Consider the following 18,936-nt stretch of genomic DNA (forward strand, 5'->3'; position numbering starts at 1 on the left):
CTACAGCCAGCCCTTCTGGCGCGCCAGCCGGTAGGCCTCGATGCGGTTGCCGACGCCGAGCTTGCCGATCGCCTCGGACAGGTAGTTGCGCACGGTGCCGTGCGAGAGGTTCAGGCGCTGCGCGATCTCGGCTGCGGACAGGCCCTCGCCGGCCAGGCGCAGGGCCTGGCGCTCGCGGTCGCTGAGCGGATCCGCCTCGCCCCAGGCTTCCAGCGCCAGCTGCGGGTCGATCGCGCGGCCGCCGCGATGCACGTTGCGCAGCGCCTGCGCCAGCTGCTCGGCCGGGGCGTCCTTCAGCAGATAGCCGCGCACCCCGGCCTCCAGCGCGCGCCGCAGATAGCCGGCGCGGGCGAAGGTGGTAATGACCACCACCTTCACCGGCAGTTCGTGGCGGGCGATCCGCTGCGCCAGCTCCAGCCCGGTCAGGCCGGGCATCTCGATGTCGGTCAGCAGCAGGTCGGGGCGATGCCGCTGCAGTTCGCGCCAGGCCGCCTCGCCGTCGCCCACCGCGGCCACCACTTCGAGGTCGGATTCCATCCCCAGCAGCGCCGCCAGCGCGCCGCGCAGCATGGTCTGGTCTTCGGCGAGCAGGATCCGGATCATCGCGCGGGCAGGCAACGGGAGCAGGCGGGAAGGGAGCCAGACCTTAGCAGGTCGGCGCGCCCGGAAGGGCCGCATTGGCCGCCAGCGGGAGGCGGATTTCCACGCAGGTGCCGGCTTGCGCGCTGCTGTCCAGCCGCAGGCGCCCGCCGAGCGCGCGCACGCGCTCGCGCATGCCGGACAGGCCATTGCCGGGGACCAGCTCGCCACCACGGCCGTCGTCGCGGATGCGCAGCAGCAGCTCGCCGGCGTCGCGCGTGAACAGCGCCTGCGCGCTGCGTGCGCGCGCATGCCGCTGGATGTTGGTGGCGGCCTCGCGCAGGCACATCGCCAGCGCAGTCTCGGCCGCGGCCGGCAGCGGCTGCGCGGAGAACGCCTCGTCCACGTGGTAGTCGAAGGCGATGCCGTCGCTTTCCAGCAGCAGCTTGGCGGCGGCCAGCTCGGCGGCGATCCCGGCCGCGCGGATGCCGCTGACCGCGCCGCGCACCTGCGCCAGCGCCTCGCGCGCGACCTGGCTGACCGCGGCGATCTCCGCCTGCGCCGCCTGCGGATCGCGCGCCAGCAGGCGGCCGGCGAGGTCGGACTTCAGCGCCACCATCGACAGCGTGTGCCCGAGCAGGTCGTGCAGGTCGCGCCCGATGCGCTCGCGCTCGGCCAGCGCCGCCAGCCGCCGCACTTCCTCGTGCGAGAGCTTGAGCGCAGCGTCGCGCTGGCGGTTCAGGCGCTCGACGAAGGTGATGATGCCGATGATCGCGGTCACCGCCGGCATCCACACCAGCGCCACCCACGGATAGCCGATCAGGCGCGCGTAGCCCATCAGCGCGAGGTTGCAGGCCAGCAGCCAGATCACGTAGCGGCGCAGCGCGCCGTTGCCGCGCGGCTGCAGCATCACGCAGCCGAACACGAAATAGCTGAGCCCGGACGGGTACCACGGCAGCAGCGCGAAGCACAGCAGCAGCATGCCCAGCGCGGCCAGGTGGGCGCGCCGCTCGCTGGCGCACACGCTGACCGCGTACAGCCACAGGAACAGCGGATAGCTGACCGCGGTCAGCAGCAGCCAGCGCCCGGTATAGCCGTACGCGCCGCCGGAGAAGGCCGGGGTGATGAACACCCACACCGACCACACCAGATGGATGAAGCTGGTCCAGGCCGGGCGCTCCAGGCGCGCCTCGCGCGCGACCAGGGAATCCGGCGCCGGCGCGAAGTGGCGCGCCAGCCAGACGCGCAGGCGACGGTCGAACCGATCGCCCATGCCGCTGCCAGTGTCTGCGTCCATCACGTCCCTCCCGCGGGCCAGGCGCGATCCTACTGCAGGCCGCACCTCAGCCGCGCCGGCGCAGGCCGCTCGCCGCCGCGCAGGGCCAGGTCCACGCCCTGCAGCGCGTGGATCGCGCCATGCCGCTTGTGCGCCGCGTGCAGGCGCGCCAGCAGCGGATGCGCATCCGTCCCATGTCCGTCCATCGTAAAACCCCGTGAAGATGAAGATGGCGCCAGCCTGCCGATGGCACGCCCGTGCCTGCAGGCGCAGGCGTCAGGCCATCCGGATGACAGCCATCACATGCCCGCCCGGAGCCCCCTGCGTAGGCTGTGCCACGATGGCGATGCAGCGCGGGCCACGACCGGCCCCACCGTTCCGCCCCCCCGGATGCCGACATGACTTCGAACGCCGACCTGCTCAATTCCCTCAAGATCGACCGCAGCGCACCGCCGCCGCGGGCCTCGCGCCGCCCGCTGTGGATCGCGCTGGCGGTGGCCGGCGCGCTGGTGCTGACCCTCGCCACCGGGTTCGCCCTGCGCGGAGGGCGCGCGCTCCGCGTGAACGTGGCCGAAGTGACCGCGATCGGCGGTGGCGCGGCGTCCGCCGCCTCGGTGCTGGATGCCAGCGGCTACGTGGTGGCGCGGCGAATGGCCACGGTCTCGGCCAAGGTCACTGGACGCGTGCGCGAGGTGCTGATCGAGGAAGGCCAGAAAGTCGCGGCCGGGCAGGTGCTGGCGCGGCTGGACCCGGTGGATGCCGATGCCCAGCGCCAGCTTGCGGCCTCGCAGCTGGCCGCCGCGCGCAGCCAGATCGGCAGCGTGCAGGCACAGCTGAAGCAGGCCGAGGCGGATGCCGCGCGGCTGTCCACCCTGGCCGCGCAGCAGCTGGTCTCGCGCGCCCAGGCCGAGCAGGCCATCAGCCAGCGCGATGCCCTGCGCGCGCAGCTGGCCACCGCCCGCCGCAATGCCGAGGTCGCCGCCAAATCGCTGCGCATCGCCGACAACGGCGTGGACAACACCATCGTGCGCGCACCGTTCGCCGGCGTGATCATCGCCAAGGCCGCGCAGCCCGGCGAGATCGTCTCGCCGCTGTCGGCCGGCGGCGGCTTCACCCGCACCGGCATCGGCACCGTGGTGGACATGGACTCGCTGGAAGTCGAAGTGGACGTGGGCGAGGCCTACATCGGCCGGGTGAGGCCCGGCATGCCCACCCAGACCGTGCTCAACGCCTATCAGGACTGGAAGATCCCGGGCCGGGTGATCGCGATCATCCCCGCCGCCGACCGCGGCAAGGCCACGGTGAAGGTGCGGGTGTCACTGGACGCCAAGGGCGATCCGCGGATCGTGCCCGACATGGGCGCGCGGGTCAGCTTCCTGGACGAGACGCCCGCGCAGGCGCAGCGCAAGCCCGGCGTGCTGGTGCCTGCCAGCGCGATCACCGAGCGCGGCGGCCAGGACGTGGCGTTCGTGGTGCAGGACGGCAAGGCCGTGCAGCGCACGCTCACCCTCGGGCGCACCCTGGGCGATGACCGCGAGGTGCTCGCCGGCCTCGCCGGCGGCGAGCAGGTGGTGCTCGACCCGCCGCCGGCGCTGGCCGACGGCGCGCAGGTGCAGATCGCGCCGGCCGACGCGAACGACGAATGACGACCGTTTCCCCGCGCGCCGCGACCGGCGCGCCCCATCCCCGGAGATCCATGCCATGACCGCCCTCGTCCGCATCCGCAACCTGCACAAGACCTACCGGCGCGGCCCGGAAACCGTGGATGTGCTGCGCGGGATCGACCTCGACATCGCCGGCGGCGACTTCGTCGCGCTGATGGGTCCCTCGGGCTCGGGCAAGACCACCCTGCTGAACCTGATCGGCGGGCTGGATACGCCCACCTCCGGAACCATCGAAATCGCTGGTCAGCGCATCGACCAGCTCTCGTCCGGGCAACTTGCGCACTGGCGCAGCCAGAACGTCGGCTTCGTGTTCCAGTTCTACAACCTGATGCCGACCCTGACCGCGCAGAAGAACGTCGAGCTGCCGCTGCTGCTCACCCCGCTCTCGGCCGCGCAGCGCCGCCGCAACGCCGAGATCGCGCTGCAGCTGGTCGGCCTGCCCGACCGCGGCCGCCATCGCCCGAACGAGCTCTCCGGCGGCCAGCAGCAGCGGGTGGCGATCGCGCGCGCGATCGTCTCCGATCCCACCCTGCTGATCTGCGACGAACCCACCGGCGACCTCGACCGCGCCTCCGCCGAGGAGGTGTTGACCCTGCTGCAAGAGCTCAACCGCGCGCACGGCAAGACCATCGTGATGGTGACCCACGACCCCAAGGCCGCCGAATACGCCACCCACACCCTGCATCTCGACAAGGGCGTGCTGGTCGAGCAAGCGGCGCAGGCCGCCTGAGCGGGAGACAGCCATGAAGTACCTGCCCCTGATCTGGGCCGCGCTGATGCGCAGCAAGACCCGCACCCTGCTGACCCTGCTGTCGGTGCTGGCCGCGTTCCTGCTGTTCGGCCTGCTCGACTCGGTGCGCGTCGCCTTCAATGCCGGCGGCAGCGTGGCCGGTGCCAACCGCATGATCACCACCTCGCGGCTGTCGATCACCCAGATGCTGCCCTACAGCCTGGATGCGCAGATCCGCGCGCTGCCGGGTGTGAAAAAGGCCGCCTACGCGGCCTGGTTCGGCGGCATCTACCGCGACCCCAAGAACTTCTTCGCCAACTTCAGCGTCAGCCCGGACTATCTCGACCTGTACCCCGAGTTCAAGCTGCCGCCCGCGCAGAAGAAAGCCTGGCTGGCCGACCAGCGCGGCGCCATCGTCGGCGAGGCGCTGGCCAGGCAGTTCGGCTGGAAGATCGGCGACACCATCCCGCTGCAGGCCACCATCTTTCCCACCCGCGGCAGCAACGACTGGCCGTTCACCCTGCGCGGCATCTACCGCGTGGACGACCCCAAGCAGCGGGCGCAGGAACGCGTGCTGTTCTTCCACTGGAAGTATTTCGACGAAGCCAACGACTACGTGAAGGGCCGGGTCGGCTGGTGGGTGGTCGAACCCGAAAGCCCCGCCATCGCCGAACGCGTGGCCAAGGCCATCGACGCGCTCTCGGCCAATTCCGACCACGAGACCAAGACCCAGAGCGAGGCCGCGTTCAACCAAGCCTTCGCCAAGCAGTTCGCGGACATCGGCCTGATCGTCACCGCCATCATGGGCGCGGTGTTCTTCACCCTGCTGCTGCTGACCGGCAACACCATGGCGCAGGCGGTGCGCGAGCGCATCCCCGAGCTGGCGGTGCTCAAGACCATCGGGTTTTCCAACCGCAGCGTGCTGTGGCTGGTGCTGGCCGAATCGGTGCTGCTGGTGGTGCTGGGCGGCACCCTGGGGATGCTGCTGGCGGCCGCGATCGTGCCGATGGTGTCCGCCGCCAGCGGCGGCATGGTGCAACTGCCCGGCCTGCTGGCGCAGACCTGGGGCCTGGGCCTGGCGCTGATGACCGGCATCGGGCTGGTGGTCGGGCTGCTGCCCGCGCTGCGCGCCATGCGCTTGAACATCGTCGATGCCCTCGCCGGGCGCTGAAGAGGACTTCCCCATGAAGCGTTTCGTTTCCGGCCTGCTCACCGTCCTGCTGCTGGCGCTGCTGCTGGCCACCTGGATCGCGCTGCCGTGGCAGGGCGTGCTGGCGCTGGCGCTGGCGCTCGCGCTGTGGCTGGCGCTGTCCCGCAGCGGTCGGCTGGCGTGGGAGGCGGCGAAGATCGGCATCGCCAGCCTGCCGCAGCGCTGGGGCGCCTCCAGCGTGGTGGTGGTCGGCATCGCCGGGGTGGTCGGCGTGCTGGTGGCGATGCTGGCAATGGCCGAAGGCTTCAAGGCCACCCTCGACCGCACCGGCGATGCCAACACCGCGATCATCCTGCGCGCCGGCTCGCAGGCCGAGACCAACTCGGTGATCACCCGCGACCAGGTGCCGCTGATCGCCTCGCTGCCGGGCATCGCGCGCGGCGCCGACGGGCGGGCGCTGGCCTCGCCCGAGCTGTCGCAGGTGGTGAACCTGCCCAGCCGCGCGGACGGTACCGACGCCAACGTGCAGTTCCGCGGGGTCGGCCCGGCCGGCTGGGCGATCCGCCCGCAGCTGAAGATCGTCGAAGGCCGCCGGTTCACCCCGGGCCTGCGCGAGATCGTGGTCGGGCGCGGCGCGCAGCGCCAGTTCCGCGGGCTGGAAGTGGGCAAGCCGCTGAAGCTGGCCAACCAGCAATGGACCGTGGTCGGCGTGTTCGAATCGAAGGATTCGCACGACTCCGAGCTGTGGACCGACGCCGACGTGCTCGGCCCGGCCTACCAGCGCAGCGCGTTCCAGTCGGTGACGGTGAAGCTGGACGGCAAGACCGGCTTCGCGCAGCTGAAGGCGGCGCTGGCCGCCGACCCGCGGCTGAAGCTCGACGTGCTGACCACCCGCGACTACTACGGGCGGCAATCGCAGGCACTGACTAGGCTGATCCGCATCCTCGGCAACGTGATCGGCGCGATCATGGCGATCGGCGCGGTGTTCGGCGCGCTCAACAGCATGTACGCGGCGGTAGCCGGGCGCGCGCGCGAGATCGCCACCTTGCGCGCCATCGGCTTCCGCGGCCTGCCGGTGGTGACCGCGGTGATGCTGGAAACCATGCTACTGGCGCTGCTGGGCGGCCTCTTGGGCGCGGGCATCGCCTGGCTGCTGTTCAACGGCTACACGGTGAGCACACTGGGCCAGAACTTCAGCCAGGTGGTGTTCCAGTTCAAGGTCAGCCCGGCGCTGGCCTGGACCGGGCTGAAGTGGGCGCTGGGGATCGGCCTGATCGGCGGGCTGCTGCCGGCGCTGCGCGCGGCGCGGCTGCCGGTGACCGAGGCGCTGCGCGCGGCCTGAGGCGGCCGGTCTCGCGCTCAGGCCAGTTCGGCCAGCGCCTGCGCACGCTGGCGGCGGCCGTGCAGGAGGCCGTCGATCACGAACACCGCCAGCGCCAGCCAGATGCAGGCAAAGCCCACCAGGCGGGTGCGGTCGAACGGCTCGGCGAACACGAACACGCCGATCAGGAACTGCAGGGTCGGCGCGATGTACTGCAGCACGCCCACGCTGGTCAGCGAGATCCGCCGCACCGCATAGGCGAAACCGATCAGCGGCAGCGCGGTCACCAGCCCGGACAGCACCAGCAGCGCATCCAGCCCCGGCCCATAGCTCGGCCGGCCGGGCAACGGCAGGAAGCCGCCGGTGCCATTCCACTCGCTCCACAGCAGCACGCCAAGCACCGGCAGCAGCAGATAGGCGCTTTCCACGCCCAACCCGGTGACCGAATCCACGTGCGCGAGCTTGCGCAGGACGCCATACAGCCCGAACGAGGCGGCCAAGGTCAGCGCGATCCACGGGAACCGCCCGTACTGCACGGTCAGCCACAGCACGCCGCCCAGCGCGATCGCCACCGACACCCACTGCAGCGGGCGCAGGCGCTCGCGCAGGAACAGCACGCCGATCACCACGTTGAGCAGCGGATTGATGAAGTAGCCCAGCGCCGTCTCCACCACGTGGCCTGCATTCACCGCCCAGATGTACAGGCCCCAGTTGCCGGCGATCAGTACCCCGCTGAGCAGCAGCATCCAGCGCAGCCGCGCCTGCCCGGCCAGCACGTCGCGCAGCCAGTGGCGGCCGTCGCGCCAGACGAGGAAGGCGCCGACCAGCAGCGCGCTCCACACCACCCGGTGCAGCACGATCTGCAGCGAGGGCACCGCTTTCAGCAGATGCCAGTACAGCGGCGCCACGCCCCACAGGACGAAGGTGCCCACCGCCGCCCAGGTGCCGCGCACGGCCTGCGCGTTGGCGCTCACGGCGCCTCCTCCGGCGCGACCGGCGCGGGCCGGCTCGCCTTCGCGCTGCGCGCGAAGGTGAGGATGGCGACGCCGGCGAGGATCACCGCCATCGCCACGACCTCGCGCACGCCGAAGCGCTCGTGCGCCAGCCACGCGCCCAGCACCACCGCGATCGCCGGATTCACATAGGCATAGCTGCCGGCCAGCGCCGGGCGCACGTGGCGCAGCAGCCAGATATAGGCGGAGAAGCCGGCCAGCGAGCCCATCACCACCAGGTACCAGAATGCGCCGATGGCGTGCAGCGTGGGCAGGCCGTGCAGGCGCTCGCCCAGCGCCAGCCCGGCCGCCAGCATCAGCACTCCGCCGCACAGCATCTGCGCGGCGGCCGACATCAGCGGCGACGGCAGGTCGCGGCCACGGCTCCAGATCGAGCCGAACGACCAGCTGACCGAGGCAACGAGCAGCGCCAACAGCCCCTGCGGCGCGCCGGACAGGCTCCCGCCAGCACTCAGCCAGACCACGCCGGCAAACCCAATCCCCAGGCCCAGCGCCTCGCTGCGGGTCGGACGCTCGCCGCGCAGACCGGCGAACACCGCCATCCACAGCGGCGCCGAGGCCACCGTCACCGCGGCCAAGCCGGACGACACCGTGGTTTCGGCCAGGTTGACCATGCCGTTGCCCAGCAGCAGCAGCAGCGCGCCCAGTACCGCCGCGTTGCGCCACTGCGCCGGCGTCGGCGCCGGATTCCCGCGCCAGCGCAGCAGCGCGAACAGCAGCCCGCCGGCGATGACGAAGCGGATCCCCCCGAGCAGCAGCGGCGGGAACCCGCCCTCCAGCGCGAAGCGGATGGCGAGGTAGGTCGAGCCCCAGATGAGATACACGGCGGCCAGCGCCAGCGCGACGCGCGCGGCGGGCGGTGTGGAAGATGGCATTGCAGATCCCTCGGACAGCAGCCCTTCACGACGGCGGGCGCCCGAGGACGCCCGCCAAAACCCTATTGGAATACCCGGATACGGCGCGGTCAGTCGGCCCAGTGGCCGGCGGCATTGCGGGTGGCCGGCAGCACCTGCGCCGCCAGCTGCGCATTCTGGCCCAGCAGGCCGATCGCATCCGCCAGGATCGCCGCGGATTCGCGCAGCAGCGGGTCGGTGGCCTTCCTGGCCGCTTCCTCGCGCGCCACCGAATCGGCGACGTTGCGCTCGTCGGCCGCCAGGCCATCGTCGGGACGCGCCTCCAGCAGCGGATCCAGCGGCAGGCCGAGGCGCTTGCGCTCCTCGGCGCGCTGCTTGCGCTGGGCGTCGAACTTGTCGCGCTCGGCGCGGCGCTCGGCCTCGTTCAGCGAGATCGACTTTTTGGCCTGCTCCTCGCGGAAGCGGCGCACGTCCTCCAGCCACCACTGGTATTCGACATCCTTGGCCACCCGCGCCTGGTGCAGCACTTCCAGCCGTGGCAGCAGCGGCGCGAAGTTGCCGTAGCGCAGGTGCGGGGCGGGGGCGATGCGGGTCCACGGCAGCGCGTTGGGATAGGTGCTCTCGCCGAACTCGCTGGCGTCCACGCTGGCCGGGAAGGCCACGTCCGGCTGCACGCCCTTGTTCTGGGTGCTGCTGCCGTCGGGGCGGAAGAACTGCGCCACGGTCAACTTGACCTCGCCGAAGCGCGGGGTCTCGTTGGCCGGCCAGCGGTCGAGATCCACCAGGGTCTGCACGGTGCCCTTGCCGAAGGTGTCCTCGCCGATGACCAACCCGCGCCCATAGTCCTTGATCGCGCCCGCCACGATCTCCGAGGCCGAGGCCGAGGCGCGATTGACCAGCACCGCCAGCGGGCCATCCCAGGCCACGCCCGGGTCCTGGTCGTACTGCACGGTGACCCGGCCGCCGGCTTCACGCACCTGCACCACCGGGCCCTTGTCGATGAACAGCCCAGTGAGCTCGACCGCTTCGCTGAGCGAGCCGCCGCCGTTGCCGCGCAGGTCCAGCACCACGCCATCGACCTTCTGCGCGCGGAAATCGGCCAGCATGCGCGCCACGTCGCGGGTGGCGGAGGCGAAGTTCTTTTCGCCGCGGCGGCGCGCCTCGAAGTCCTGGTAGAACCCAGGCAAGCGGATCACCCCGATCCGGCGCGCCGGCTGTTTGCCGCTGGGCGGCACCACGATCGTCTCGGCGCGCGCGCGCCGATCTTCCAGCCTCACCTTGGCGCGGGTGAGCAAGAGCTGCACCGGCTTGCTGTCCAGCGGCGCCTCTGCCGGCACCACGTCCAACCGAACCTGGGTATTGGCCGGGCCGCGGATCAGCGCGACCACGTCGTCGATGCGCCAGCCGATGACATCCTTCATCTCACCGCTCACGCCTTGACCAACCGCCACGATGCGGTCGCCCGGCTTGAGCTTGCCGCTGCGCGCGGCCGGCCCCCCGGGCACCATCTCGCGCACCGTCACCACGTCGTCCTGGCGGAACAGCACCGCGCCGATGCCCTCCAGCGAGTTGGACATCTGCACGTTGAAGTTTTCCGCGCTGCGCGGCGTGAAGTAATCGGTGTGCGGATCGACGCTGGCCGTGTACGCGTTCATGAAGGTCTGGAACACATCTTCGTCCTTGAGCTGGTCCACGCTCGTCGCGAAGTTGGCATAGCGCTTGTCGAGGGTCTTGCGGATCTCCTCCGGCGGCTTGCCCGCCAGCTTCAATCGCAGCCAGTCGTTCTTCACCGACTTGCGCCAGAGCTCATCCAGCGTGGCGGCATCGGCCCAGGGCGCGTCCTTGCGGTCGTATTCGTAGCGCTCGTCCTTGCTGAAATCGAAATCACCCTTGAGCTGCTTGCGCGCGAACGCGGTGCGCTCGGCCACCCGCTGGCGGTACACCGCGAAGATCGCCCAGGCCGGATCCACCTGGCCAGACTTGATGGCATCGCCGATGCGGTTCGCATAAGCGTCCCGGAAGCCGGCCACGTCCTGCGCGGTGAAGAACACCTTGGCCGGATCGAGCGCTTTCAGGTATTCGGTCAGGATCTGCTGCGAGAGCGCCGCGTCCATCGGCCGCGGGCGGTAGGCATAGCGGCTGTCGGACAGCAGCCCGTACACCATGCGCGCGGTGATCGCCTGATCGCGGGTGGGCCCGGTCGGCAGTGCGGTATCCCCGGCACCGGCCAGCAGTGCCAGCGGCGAGGCCAGCGCCAGGCCGAGGGTCAGCGAGATCAGAAAGCGGTTGCGGCTCATGGTGGATTCCGCGGCGTGGGGGCCGCTTGCAGGGGGACGGTCAAAATGGCGGCATCTTCGACGTCCGGCCAGTGCCGGAAGTTCACGATGCCCGCCCCGCCACTTTATCGGCAAGCCAGGCGCTTGTGTGAATGCCAACCGCTGGCGCGGAACGCTCAGCCCGCCAGCGCCGCCGGCAGCGCCGGCTCTAGGCGCCAGGCGAGCCCGAGCTGGCGGCCGAGATGCGCCAGCAGCGCCGGCTTGACCGCCTCCAGCGCGGACGGCCCGCCGAGATCGGCCAGCGCCACCACCTGCAGGCCGGCATAGCCGCAGGGATTGATGCGCGTAAACGGCGGGGTGCTCTCGCCGGCGATGTTGAAGGCCAGCCCGTGGAAGGTGCAGCCGCGGCGCACGCGGATGCCGAGCGAGGCGATCTTGGCGCCGTTCACGTACACGCCGGGGGCGCCGTCCTTGCGCGCGGCGTGGATGTTCCAGTCGGCCAGGGTGTCGATCACCGCCTGCTCGATCCGGCACACGTAATCGCGCACGCCGAGCTTCAGGCGCTTCAGATCCAGCAGCGGGTAGGCCACGATCTGGCCGGGGCCGTGGTAGGTCACCTGGCCGCCGCGATCGACGTGCAGCACCGGGATCTCGCCCGGCATCAGCACATGCTCGGGCTTGCCGGCCTGGCCGAGGGTGAACACCGGCTCGTGCTCGACCAGCCAGACTTCATCCAGGGTGTGCTCACCGCGGGCATCGGTGAATGCCTGCATCGCGCGCCAGACCGGCTCATACGGCCGCCGGCCGAGGTCGCGGGCGAGGCCGGCGCGAACGGCATCGGCTGGCGATCCGGCGCAGACCGCGCTCACAGCGTCCATTTCACTTCCGGATGGTCGCGCAGGGCCTGATGCGCGCGCTCGTACTCCTCGCGCGAGCGCGCACGGAAGGAGATCCGCACCGAAACGTACTTGCCATTGGCCGAGTGCCGCCAGCTGACGTGCTCATGCAGCACGTCGATCCCGGCCTCCAGCAGGTGCTGCGGCAACACCGCCTCCAGGCGCTGGTCGGCCGCCCCCATCGCCGACAGCTCGAACGTGCCGGGGAACTGAAAGCCGTGCTCGGGGTTGTCGGAATGGATGCCGTTCATGCCGTCATTATGGAAGAGGCGGAGCGCCGGGCCCAAGCCGGCGACGCCAGGCCCGGCGGGTCAGCCCTGCCACCACATCAGCAGCTCGTGCCAGAGGCGCTTGAAGAAGCCGCCTTCCTCCACCGCCGCCACCGCCACCAGCGGCGCTTGCGCCACCAGCTTGCCGTCCAGGGTCACCTTCACCGTGCCGAGCCTTTGGCCCTTGGCGATCGGCGCCACCAGCGATTTCGGCAGCTCCATGGTCGCCTTCAGGCGGTCGTATCTGCCGCGCGGCATGGTCACCAGCAGCGGCTGCGCCACCCCGACCTTGACCACATCCTCCGCGCCCTTCCACACCTTGGGGGTGGCCAACGCCTTGCCCGGATCGTACAGGCGATGGGTCTCGAAGAAGCGGAAACCCCAGTTCAGCAGCGCCTGCGAATCGACCGCGCGCTGGTTCTCGCTGGAATCGCCCATCACCACCGTGATCAGGCGCATGTCGCCGCGCTTGGCCGAGGCCATCAGGCAATAGCCGGCGCTGGAGGTGTGCCCGGTCTTGATACCGTCCACCGAGGGATCGCGCCACAGCAGCAGGTTGCGATTGGGCTGAGTAATGGGCCCGACCGTGAACTCCTTGATCTTGTTGTAGCTATAGGCCACCGGATAGTCGCGGATCAGCGCGCGCCCGAGCAGCGCGAGATCGCGCGCGGTGCTGACGTGCCCCGGCGCCGGCAGGCCATGCGGGTTGACGAAGTGGGAGTTCTTCATCCCGATCTTCTTGGCGTAGGCGTTCATCAGCTGGGCGAATGCCTGCTCGCTGCCGGCCACGTGCTCGGCCAGCGCGATCGCGGCATCGTTGCCCGACTGCACCACCATGCCTTTTTCCATCTCCACCAGCGGCGCGGTCTTGTTGACCTCGAACCCGCTGTAGCTGCCGTCGGTGGCGGCCCCGCCCTCGCGCCAGGCGTGCTCGGTCATCATCACCGGATCGTCCGGCTTGATCTTGCCGGCCGCCATTTCCGCGGCGATCACGTAGCTGGTCATCACCTTGGTGATGCTGGCCGGTTCCACCGGGGTATCGATGTTCTCGCCGGCCAGCACCTGCCCGGTGGCGTAGTCCATCACCAGCCAGGCTTTGCTGACCTTGGGCGCGGGCGCGTCCGGGATCGGCAGGGCATCGCTCAGCGCGGCGGCACGGGCAGGTGCGGTGGGTGCCGGAGTCTGGGCCAGGCCGGTAGCCGTCACCAGCAGGCTCGCGGACAGGACCACCGGGAACAGGGAACGCATCATCGACAAACACTCCTCAAGGCCGCGCGGACACGGCGCAAACGTGATCAAACGGGCATTCTAAGCGGCATCGCGCGCAGGTCAGTTGCGCACGCGCTGCGGCCGGCCGAATCCGAGACCGGCGATGCGGGTCGCAAGTTCCGCGCCGGCAGCGTCATCAGACACCGGCCCGAGCCGCAACCGCCACACCTTGCGCCCGTTGACGTCTGCGTCTTGCAGGTGGGCACCGTCGATCGCGGCCGCACGCAGGCGCGCCAGCGCCTGCTCGGCCAGGCGCCGATCGCTGAAGCTGGCGATCTGCCAGACGCTGCCGGTCGCCGCGGTCGGCAGCGCGGACGCGGCAGACGCCGCCGGTGGCAGGCTGGCCGCTGGCGGCGCGGATGACGCCTCCGGCGACTCGCTGGGCGCGGCCGCCGCGGGGACGGCCGGCTTGCCGGTGGCGATCCGGATGGCGCGCGCGCGCATCCAGGCATCGAACTCGTCGGCGCTGCGCGGGCGCTCGGCGTCGGCCATCCGGAGGCGATTCCCGTCGTCGCCGGATGCAGGGCCGGGCGCCGCCGGCAACCGGGCCACGAGGTCGTCCAGTGCGCTGCCCGGCGCTTTCGTGCGTTGCGCCAGATCTCCGCCCTGCACCGGGGTCAAGGCTTCCACCCGCACCCGCGCGCTGCCCTTGTCGCGATAGCCCAGCTTGACCGCGGCGGCATAGCTGAGGTCGATCACCCGCCCCGGATGGAACGGGCCGCGGTCGTTCACCCGCACGATCACGCTTTTGCCGTTCTCGAGGTTGGTGACGCGCGCGAAGCTGGGCAGCGGCAGGGTCTTGTGCGCGGCGGTGAAGGCGTACATGTCGTACACCTCGCCACTGGAGGTGCGGCGGCGGTGGAACTTGTTGCCGTAGTAGGAGGCGATGCCTTCCTCCACATAACCGCTGGCATCGTCCAGCACCCGGTACTGCTTGCCCAGCACCACGTAGTCGCGGTTGCCGGTGGGCGCGCGCGGCTCGTCGCGCACCTCGGGCTCGGGGATCGCGTCCACGTCCGGGATTTCGTCCGGCACCGAATCCGGCACCCCGGGGCGGAACAGCCCGCCGGCCACGTAGTCGCCGCGCTTGGAGGGATCCTCCTGCGCCGGTGGATACGGGGAGACCTTGCGCGGCGGCGGCGTGGATGCGGGCGAAGGCGGCGGCACGTGCGCCACCGGCGCCGGCTTGCCGCCACCGGTGGTGGCGCAGGCCGTAAGCGCCAGCGGCAGCAGCGCCAGCAGCGGGCGCAGGCCGCGCTTCATGCGCCGCCGTCTCCGCGGCCGGCGATCGCCTGCGCGAGCTGGTACACCGCGGTCGCGTACAGGCGCGAGATGTTGTAGGTCGTGATCGCGCGAAAGTTGTCGAACACGATCCAGTACTCCGGGCCATCCGCGCCATCGAGGGTGATCAGGGTGGCGCCGGCATCACCCGGCACCCCGGGCACCACCGGGCGATAGCCCAGCCGCGCCAGCGCGTCCACCGTCTGGTCCAGGGTCACCGTGTTGCCCGGGTTGGCGAAGTCGGCTGCGGCGGGATCGCGCTGCGCGCGCACCATCACCGCGCCGCCGCGCTGCCAGTTGCCCTTTTTGGCGAAGTAGTTGGCGACCGAGGCGATCACGTCGTCGATGTCGTTGAACAAGTCGCGGCGACCGTCGCCATCGCCGTCCACCGCGTACTGGCTATAGCTCGAAGGCATGAACTGGCCCCAGCCCATCGCGCCGGCGTAGCTGCCTTTCAGCGCGGTGATGTCGAATCCTTCCTCCTTGCCCAGCGCGAACAACTGCGCCAGCTCGTCGCGGAAGAACGCCTGGCGCTTGTCCTCGTAGGCCGCGCGCGCCGGATCGCCGCTGCGCGGGTAGGCAAATGCGAGCGTGTACAGCGCATCCACCACCGGCCAGCTGCCCTGGTTGGCGCCGTAGCTGGTCTCCACCCCGAGGATGGCGGCGATGATCTCCTTGGGCACGCCATAGGTGTCCTCGGCGCGCTGCAGCGCGGCGCGATGGGCGTCCAGGAAGGCGCGTCCGCCGGCGATCCGCGCCGGCTGGAGGAAGATCGGGCGGTAGTCGCGCCACGGCTTGGCCTCGGCCGGACGCGCCATCGCCTTGCGGATGGGTTCGCGGATCTGCGCGCGCGCCAGCACCGCCTCGATCTGCGCGGCGGGAATCGCGAACCGCTGCGCGGTCTCGCGCACGAACGCGGCGCGCGCGCTGGCGAGATCGGCCTGCGTCGGCAATCCAAGTTCGGTCGCAGCGGGCGCAGCCGGCGCGGAGGTCGCGGGGGTAGCCGGCGCCACCGGCGCTGCGCCCGGCGGGGATTTCTTCGTGGGCGCGGCGCAGGCACAAAGCGCAAGCGCGAGTAGGCTGGGCAAACGACGTCGGATCATCGGCGCGGAGGGTAGCACGCACCGCCGCCAGCGTCGGCATCCCCCATTCAGGCGGCCGGACCCCGCCCTTGCATCAGCGATACACCGGGCGATGCGCGCGCACCGCCATCACCAGGCCGAAGCCGAGCAAGAGGGTCACTGCCGAGGTGCCGCCGTAGCTGAGCAGCGGCATCGGTACCCCAACCACCGGCAACAGACCGGCGATCATGCCGCCATTGACGAATACGAACGCAAACAGCGACAGCCCGATCGCCCCCGCCAGCAGGCGCGCATAGCCATCACGGGACTCTGCCGCAATCCACAGGCAGCGCGCGATCAGCAGCAGGTAAATCGCCAGCACCAGCACCACCCCGAGCCAGCCGAAATCCTCGGCCAAGACCGAAAACGCGAAGTCGGTGGTGTGCTCGGGCAGATAGTTCAGGTGCGACTGCGTGCCCTGGCCCCAGCCCTTGCCGGTCAGCCCACCGCCGCCGATCGCGATCTGCGACTGCAGGATGTTCCAGCCGGCGCCCATCGGGTCGTTGTCGGGGCTGCGGAAGGTGAGGATGCGTTCCTGCTGGTAGGGCCGCAGGAAGGCCAGCCATTCCATCGGCGCCCACATTGCAATCGCAAAGCCTCCGCCGCCAATCGCCGCAGCCGCGCCCCACCACCACCACGACGTGCCGGCCAGGAACAGCACGAACACGCCGGTGGCCAGGATCAGCACCGCGGTGCCGAGGTCGCGCTGGAGCAGGGTCAGGCCCACCGGCACCGCGATGATCGCCAGCGCGCCCAGCAGCACCGACGGCGACGGCGGTAGCCGGTGGCGGTCGAAATGCCAGGCCAGCAGCATCGGCAGGGTGAGCTTGCACAGTTCGGCCGGCTGCACGTTGAAGAATCCGAGGTTGATCCAGTGGTTGCCGTACTTGCCGCTGCCGATGAACAGCACCGCCACCATCGGCAGCATCGACAGCACGAAGATCGCCGGCGTGGCCTGCTTGATCAGCAGCAGCGGCAGCCGCGACACCACCCATAGCCCGCCCAGTCCGACCAGATAGAACGCCCCCTGCATCGCCACCCCGCGCACCGATTCATTACTGGCGCTGTACTGGGTCGCCAGGCCGATGCCCATCAGCACCAGCAGCGCCGGCATCAGCACCGGGTCGAGGTTGCGCACGAACCGCCGCAGCAGGTCGATGAGCAGCAACAGCAGCCCTTTCATCGCGGCGCTCCTGTATCGGGCGCGGGCGCAGGGTCAGGCACTGGCGCAGGCGTGGCCGCCGGCAGGCGCGGCGCGGGCGCGGCGGCGGGGCTGGTCGCAGGCGTCGCCGGCGGCGACAGCGGCTGCGCATCCGGGCTGCCGCGCACGTTCGAAAAATCCGGGCGCGGCGGCGCCGTCCCGCGCTCCCCTGCGGGCGGTTGCGGCGCGGGCCGTTGGCCGAGCAGCCAGGCATCGAACACCTTGCGCGCGATCGGCGCGGCGGTGTCGGCGCCGTAGCCGCCGCCTTCGACCGCCACCGCGATCGCGATCCGCGGCGCATCCGCCGGCGCGTAGGCGATGAACAGTGCGCGGTGGCGCAGGTTCAGCGGCAGGCTCTTGGGATTGACCGCGGCGGCGCCGCGGCGGCTGACCACCTGCGCGGTGCCGGTCTTGCCGGCGATCAGGTAGGTCAGGCCGGGGCGGATGTTGGTGGCGGTACCCGGCCCGTGCACGGTGCCGATCATGCCCTCGCGCACCACCTGCAGATGCGCGTCGCTGTCGCTGATGCGGCGCGCCGGCCGCAGGGGTACCGGCTGCCACGGCGCACCGAACCCGGCGCGGATGTCCTTGACCAGATGCGGCGGACGCAGCCAACCGGTGGCCAGCCCGGCGGTGCCCTGCACCAGCTGCAGCGGGGTCACCTTCCAGAACCCCTGGCCGATCGCGGTGATCACGGTATCGCCGGGATACCAAGGGCCCAGCCTGCGCGCATATTTCGCCTTCCACGCCGGCGACGGCAGGATGCCGCCGATCTCGCCGGCAAGATCGATCCCGGTCGGCTGGCCGAAGCCGTAGCGCGCCATGTACTGATCGAGCCGGTCGATGCCCATGTCCAGCGCCAGCTTGTAGTAGTAGGTATTGACCGATTCGTAGATCGACTTGCGCAGGTCGGTCCAGCCGTGGCCGCCGCGGTGGGAGTCACCATAGCCACGCTTGAAGCCGGGCAGGTAGAACATGCCGGTGGAGAGCACCTTGTCCTCCGGCCGGCGCAGGCCGCTGTCCAGTCCGGCCAAGCCCAGGAACGGCTTGACCGTGGAACCGGGCGCCACCCCGCCCAGCACCACCCGGTTGAACTGCGGGCGTGAAGGATTGTCGTTGAGCGCCTGGAAGTCGGCGCGGCTGATGCCGTTGACGAACAGGTTGGGGTCGAACGCCGGCAGGCTGACCATCGCCAGAATCTCGCCGGTGCGCGGGTCCACCGCCACCGCCGAGCCCTCGAGGTCGCCGAAGGCGTCCACCATCGCCTGCTGCAGGTCGGCGTCGAGCGACAGCCGCAGGTCTTTGCCGGGCTCGGCGGGCACCGTATCCAGCGCGCGCACGGTGCGCCCGGCGACGTTGGTCTCCAGCCGACGGTAGCCGGGGCGCCCGCGCAGCTCCTCTTCGTAATAGCGCTCCAGCCCGCTCTTGCCGACGTGGGTATAGGCCGAGGCGGCCTCGCCCAGCTTCTCCAGATCGTGCTGATCGACGCGCCCGACGTAGCCGATCACGTGCGCGAACAGCGCGCCGTAGGGGTACACCCGGCCCAGATACGGCACCAGATCCACGCCCGGAAAGCGCCAGCGGTTGGCCGCGAAACGGGCCACCTCGTCATCGCTCAGACGCAACTTGAGGGTGACCGGCTGAAACGGACGCGCCGCGCGGTAATCGCGCAGGAAGCGCTCCTGCTGCTCGGCATCCAGCGCCACCACGTCCTGCAGCGCGCGCAGCAGGGCCACGCCGTCGCCGGCGCGCTCGGGCACCGCGTCCAGGCGCCAGGCGGCGACGTTGTCGGCCAGGATGCGGCCCTTGCGGTCGTAGATCAGCCCGCGCGCCGGCGCCACCGGCACCAGCCGCAGGCGGTTGCGCTCGGAACGGGTGGCGTATAGCGCGTGCTGGATCACCTGCAGATTGAAGTACCAGCCGGCCAGCACCGCCAGCCCGCCCAGCGCCGCCAGCAACCCCGCCAGCGCGCGCCGTCGAAACAGCGCCGCTTCCGCCGCATGGTCTTTCAGTGGCCGCACCCGTCGCCGCATCGC

17 protein-coding genes are annotated in these 18,936 nt (G+C 70.8%); 4 read left to right on the top strand and 13 right to left on the bottom strand.

Annotated features, from left to right (window positions below):
• From ML342_RS03550 to ML342_RS03560, 3 genes are read right to left on the bottom strand one after another with little or no spacing between them, the layout of a single operon-like run.
• Positions 1-603: a response regulator transcription factor gene (locus ML342_RS03550; protein WP_114959377.1), complete on the bottom strand. Its 603-nt coding sequence runs from the start codon at positions 601-603 to the stop codon at positions 1-3.
• 43 nt (positions 604-646) lie between these two features.
• Positions 647-1,876: a sensor histidine kinase gene (locus ML342_RS03555; RefSeq protein WP_240125551.1), complete on the bottom strand. Its 1,230-nt coding sequence runs from the start codon at positions 1,874-1,876 to the stop codon at positions 647-649.
• A gap of 29 nt (positions 1,877-1,905) precedes the next feature.
• On the bottom strand, positions 1,906-2,061 hold the full coding sequence (locus ML342_RS03560) for a hypothetical protein (RefSeq protein WP_240125552.1): 156 nt from the start codon (positions 2,059-2,061) through the stop codon (positions 1,906-1,908).
• Between the two features lie 192 nt (positions 2,062-2,253).
• Here ML342_RS03560 and ML342_RS03565 point away from each other — a divergent pair, with 192 nt between their 5' ends.
• The 4 genes from ML342_RS03565 to ML342_RS03580 are packed head-to-tail and all read left to right on the top strand — an operon-like array spanning position 2,254 to position 6,741.
• Positions 2,254-3,501: an efflux RND transporter periplasmic adaptor subunit gene (locus ML342_RS03565; RefSeq protein ID WP_240125553.1), complete on the top strand. Its 1,248-nt coding sequence runs from the start codon at positions 2,254-2,256 to the stop codon at positions 3,499-3,501.
• A gap of 55 nt (positions 3,502-3,556) precedes the next feature.
• Positions 3,557-4,249 (top strand): ABC transporter ATP-binding protein, encoded by a 693-nt coding sequence (locus ML342_RS03570; protein WP_240125554.1) that lies wholly within the window; start codon positions 3,557-3,559, stop codon positions 4,247-4,249.
• Positions 4,250-4,262: 13 nt separating this feature from the next.
• Positions 4,263-5,420 carry an ABC transporter permease gene (locus ML342_RS03575; RefSeq protein WP_240125555.1) on the top strand — a complete coding sequence of 386 codons (1,158 nt, stop codon included), beginning with the start codon at positions 4,263-4,265 and terminating at the stop codon, positions 5,418-5,420.
• Between the two features lie 13 nt (positions 5,421-5,433).
• Positions 5,434-6,741, top strand: coding sequence for an ABC transporter permease (locus tag ML342_RS03580; RefSeq protein ID WP_240125556.1), 1,308 nt, complete (start codon positions 5,434-5,436; stop codon positions 6,739-6,741).
• A gap of 17 nt (positions 6,742-6,758) precedes the next feature.
• Here the strand turns inward: ML342_RS03580 and rarD are convergent, their stop codons facing one another.
• The 10 genes from rarD to mrdA all read right to left on the bottom strand — a co-directional run bounded on the left by rarD (position 6,759) and on the right by mrdA (position 18,933).
• The gene (gene rarD / locus ML342_RS03585) at positions 6,759-7,694 is read right to left on the bottom strand and encodes an EamA family transporter RarD (protein ID WP_240125557.1); all 936 of its coding nucleotides are present in this window, start codon (positions 7,692-7,694) and stop codon (positions 6,759-6,761) included.
• A complete protein-coding gene (gene yedA, locus ML342_RS03590) occupies positions 7,691-8,608 on the bottom strand; it encodes a drug/metabolite exporter YedA (RefSeq protein WP_240125558.1) in 918 nt (305 codons plus the stop codon). The genes rarD and yedA overlap by 4 nt, the downstream gene beginning before the upstream one ends.
• 89 nt (positions 8,609-8,697) lie before the next feature.
• On the bottom strand, positions 8,698-10,884 hold the full coding sequence (locus ML342_RS03595) for a carboxy terminal-processing peptidase (protein ID WP_240125559.1): 2,187 nt from the start codon (positions 10,882-10,884) through the stop codon (positions 8,698-8,700).
• A gap of 155 nt (positions 10,885-11,039) precedes the next feature.
• Positions 11,040-11,741 carry a lipoyl(octanoyl) transferase LipB gene (gene lipB / locus ML342_RS03600; RefSeq protein ID WP_240125560.1) on the bottom strand — a complete coding sequence of 234 codons (702 nt, stop codon included), beginning with the start codon at positions 11,739-11,741 and terminating at the stop codon, positions 11,040-11,042.
• Entirely contained in the window at positions 11,729-12,010 is a 282-nt protein-coding gene (locus tag ML342_RS03605) for a DUF493 family protein (protein WP_240125561.1), read from the bottom strand. The genes lipB and ML342_RS03605 overlap by 13 nt, the downstream gene beginning before the upstream one ends.
• A 60-nt stretch (positions 12,011-12,070) precedes the next feature.
• Positions 12,071-13,276 (bottom strand): D-alanyl-D-alanine carboxypeptidase family protein, encoded by a 1,206-nt coding sequence (locus ML342_RS03610; protein ID WP_240125810.1) that lies wholly within the window; start codon positions 13,274-13,276, stop codon positions 12,071-12,073.
• 81 nt (positions 13,277-13,357) lie between these two features.
• On the bottom strand, positions 13,358-14,560 hold the full coding sequence (locus tag ML342_RS03615; protein ID WP_240125562.1) for a septal ring lytic transglycosylase RlpA family protein: 1,203 nt from the start codon (positions 14,558-14,560) through the stop codon (positions 13,358-13,360).
• Complete coding sequence (gene mltB / locus ML342_RS03620) at positions 14,557-15,681, bottom strand: lytic murein transglycosylase B (RefSeq protein WP_240125563.1); 1,125 nt, start codon at positions 15,679-15,681, stop codon at positions 14,557-14,559. The genes ML342_RS03615 and mltB overlap by 4 nt, the downstream gene beginning before the upstream one ends.
• Before the next feature lie 73 nt (positions 15,682-15,754).
• Positions 15,755-16,882 (bottom strand): rod shape-determining protein RodA, encoded by a 1,128-nt coding sequence (gene rodA, locus ML342_RS03625; RefSeq protein WP_240125564.1) that lies wholly within the window; start codon positions 16,880-16,882, stop codon positions 15,755-15,757.
• Positions 16,879-18,933, bottom strand: coding sequence for a penicillin-binding protein 2 (gene mrdA, locus ML342_RS03630; RefSeq protein ID WP_338064983.1), 2,055 nt, complete (start codon positions 18,931-18,933; stop codon positions 16,879-16,881). Before mrdA ends, rodA begins: the two co-directional genes overlap by 4 nt.
• Between the last annotated feature and the right edge of the window lie 3 nt (positions 18,934-18,936).

This window comes from Thermomonas alba (assembly GCF_022419205.1).
Taxonomy (GTDB): Bacteria; Pseudomonadota; Gammaproteobacteria; order Xanthomonadales; family Xanthomonadaceae; genus Thermomonas; species Thermomonas alba.

Bases quoted from the DNA above. Each gene is read 5' to 3' on its own strand.
- ML342_RS03550 (WP_114959377.1), bottom strand. From the start codon at position 603: ATGATCCGGATCCTGCTCGCCGAAGACCAGACCATGCTGCGCGGCGCG.
- ML342_RS03555 (WP_240125551.1), bottom strand. From the start codon at position 1,876: ATGGACGCAGACACTGGCAGCGGCATGGGCGATCGGTTCGACCGTCGC.
- ML342_RS03560 (WP_240125552.1), bottom strand. From the start codon at position 2,061: ATGGACGGACATGGGACGGATGCGCATCCGCTGCTGGCGCGCCTGCAC.
- ML342_RS03565 (WP_240125553.1), top strand. From the start codon at position 2,254: ATGACTTCGAACGCCGACCTGCTCAATTCCCTCAAGATCGACCGCAGC.
- ML342_RS03570 (WP_240125554.1), top strand. From the start codon at position 3,557: ATGACCGCCCTCGTCCGCATCCGCAACCTGCACAAGACCTACCGGCGC.
- ML342_RS03575 (WP_240125555.1), top strand. From the start codon at position 4,263: ATGAAGTACCTGCCCCTGATCTGGGCCGCGCTGATGCGCAGCAAGACC.
- ML342_RS03580 (WP_240125556.1), top strand. From the start codon at position 5,434: ATGAAGCGTTTCGTTTCCGGCCTGCTCACCGTCCTGCTGCTGGCGCTG.
- yedA (WP_240125558.1), bottom strand. From the start codon at position 8,608: ATGCCATCTTCCACACCGCCCGCCGCGCGCGTCGCGCTGGCGCTGGCC.
- ML342_RS03595 (WP_240125559.1), bottom strand. From the start codon at position 10,884: ATGAGCCGCAACCGCTTTCTGATCTCGCTGACCCTCGGCCTGGCGCTG.
- lipB (WP_240125560.1), bottom strand. From the start codon at position 11,741: ATGGACGCTGTGAGCGCGGTCTGCGCCGGATCGCCAGCCGATGCCGTT.
- ML342_RS03605 (WP_240125561.1), bottom strand. From the start codon at position 12,010: ATGAACGGCATCCATTCCGACAACCCCGAGCACGGCTTTCAGTTCCCC.
- ML342_RS03610 (WP_240125810.1), bottom strand. From the start codon at position 13,276: ATGCGTTCCCTGTTCCCGGTGGTCCTGTCCGCGAGCCTGCTGGTGACG.
- ML342_RS03615 (WP_240125562.1), bottom strand. From the start codon at position 14,560: ATGAAGCGCGGCCTGCGCCCGCTGCTGGCGCTGCTGCCGCTGGCGCTT.
- mltB (WP_240125563.1), bottom strand. From the start codon at position 15,681: ATGATCCGACGTCGTTTGCCCAGCCTACTCGCGCTTGCGCTTTGTGCC.
- rodA (WP_240125564.1), bottom strand. From the start codon at position 16,882: ATGAAAGGGCTGCTGTTGCTGCTCATCGACCTGCTGCGGCGGTTCGTG.
- mrdA (WP_338064983.1), bottom strand. From the start codon at position 18,933: ATGCGGCGACGGGTGCGGCCACTGAAAGACCATGCGGCGGAAGCGGCG.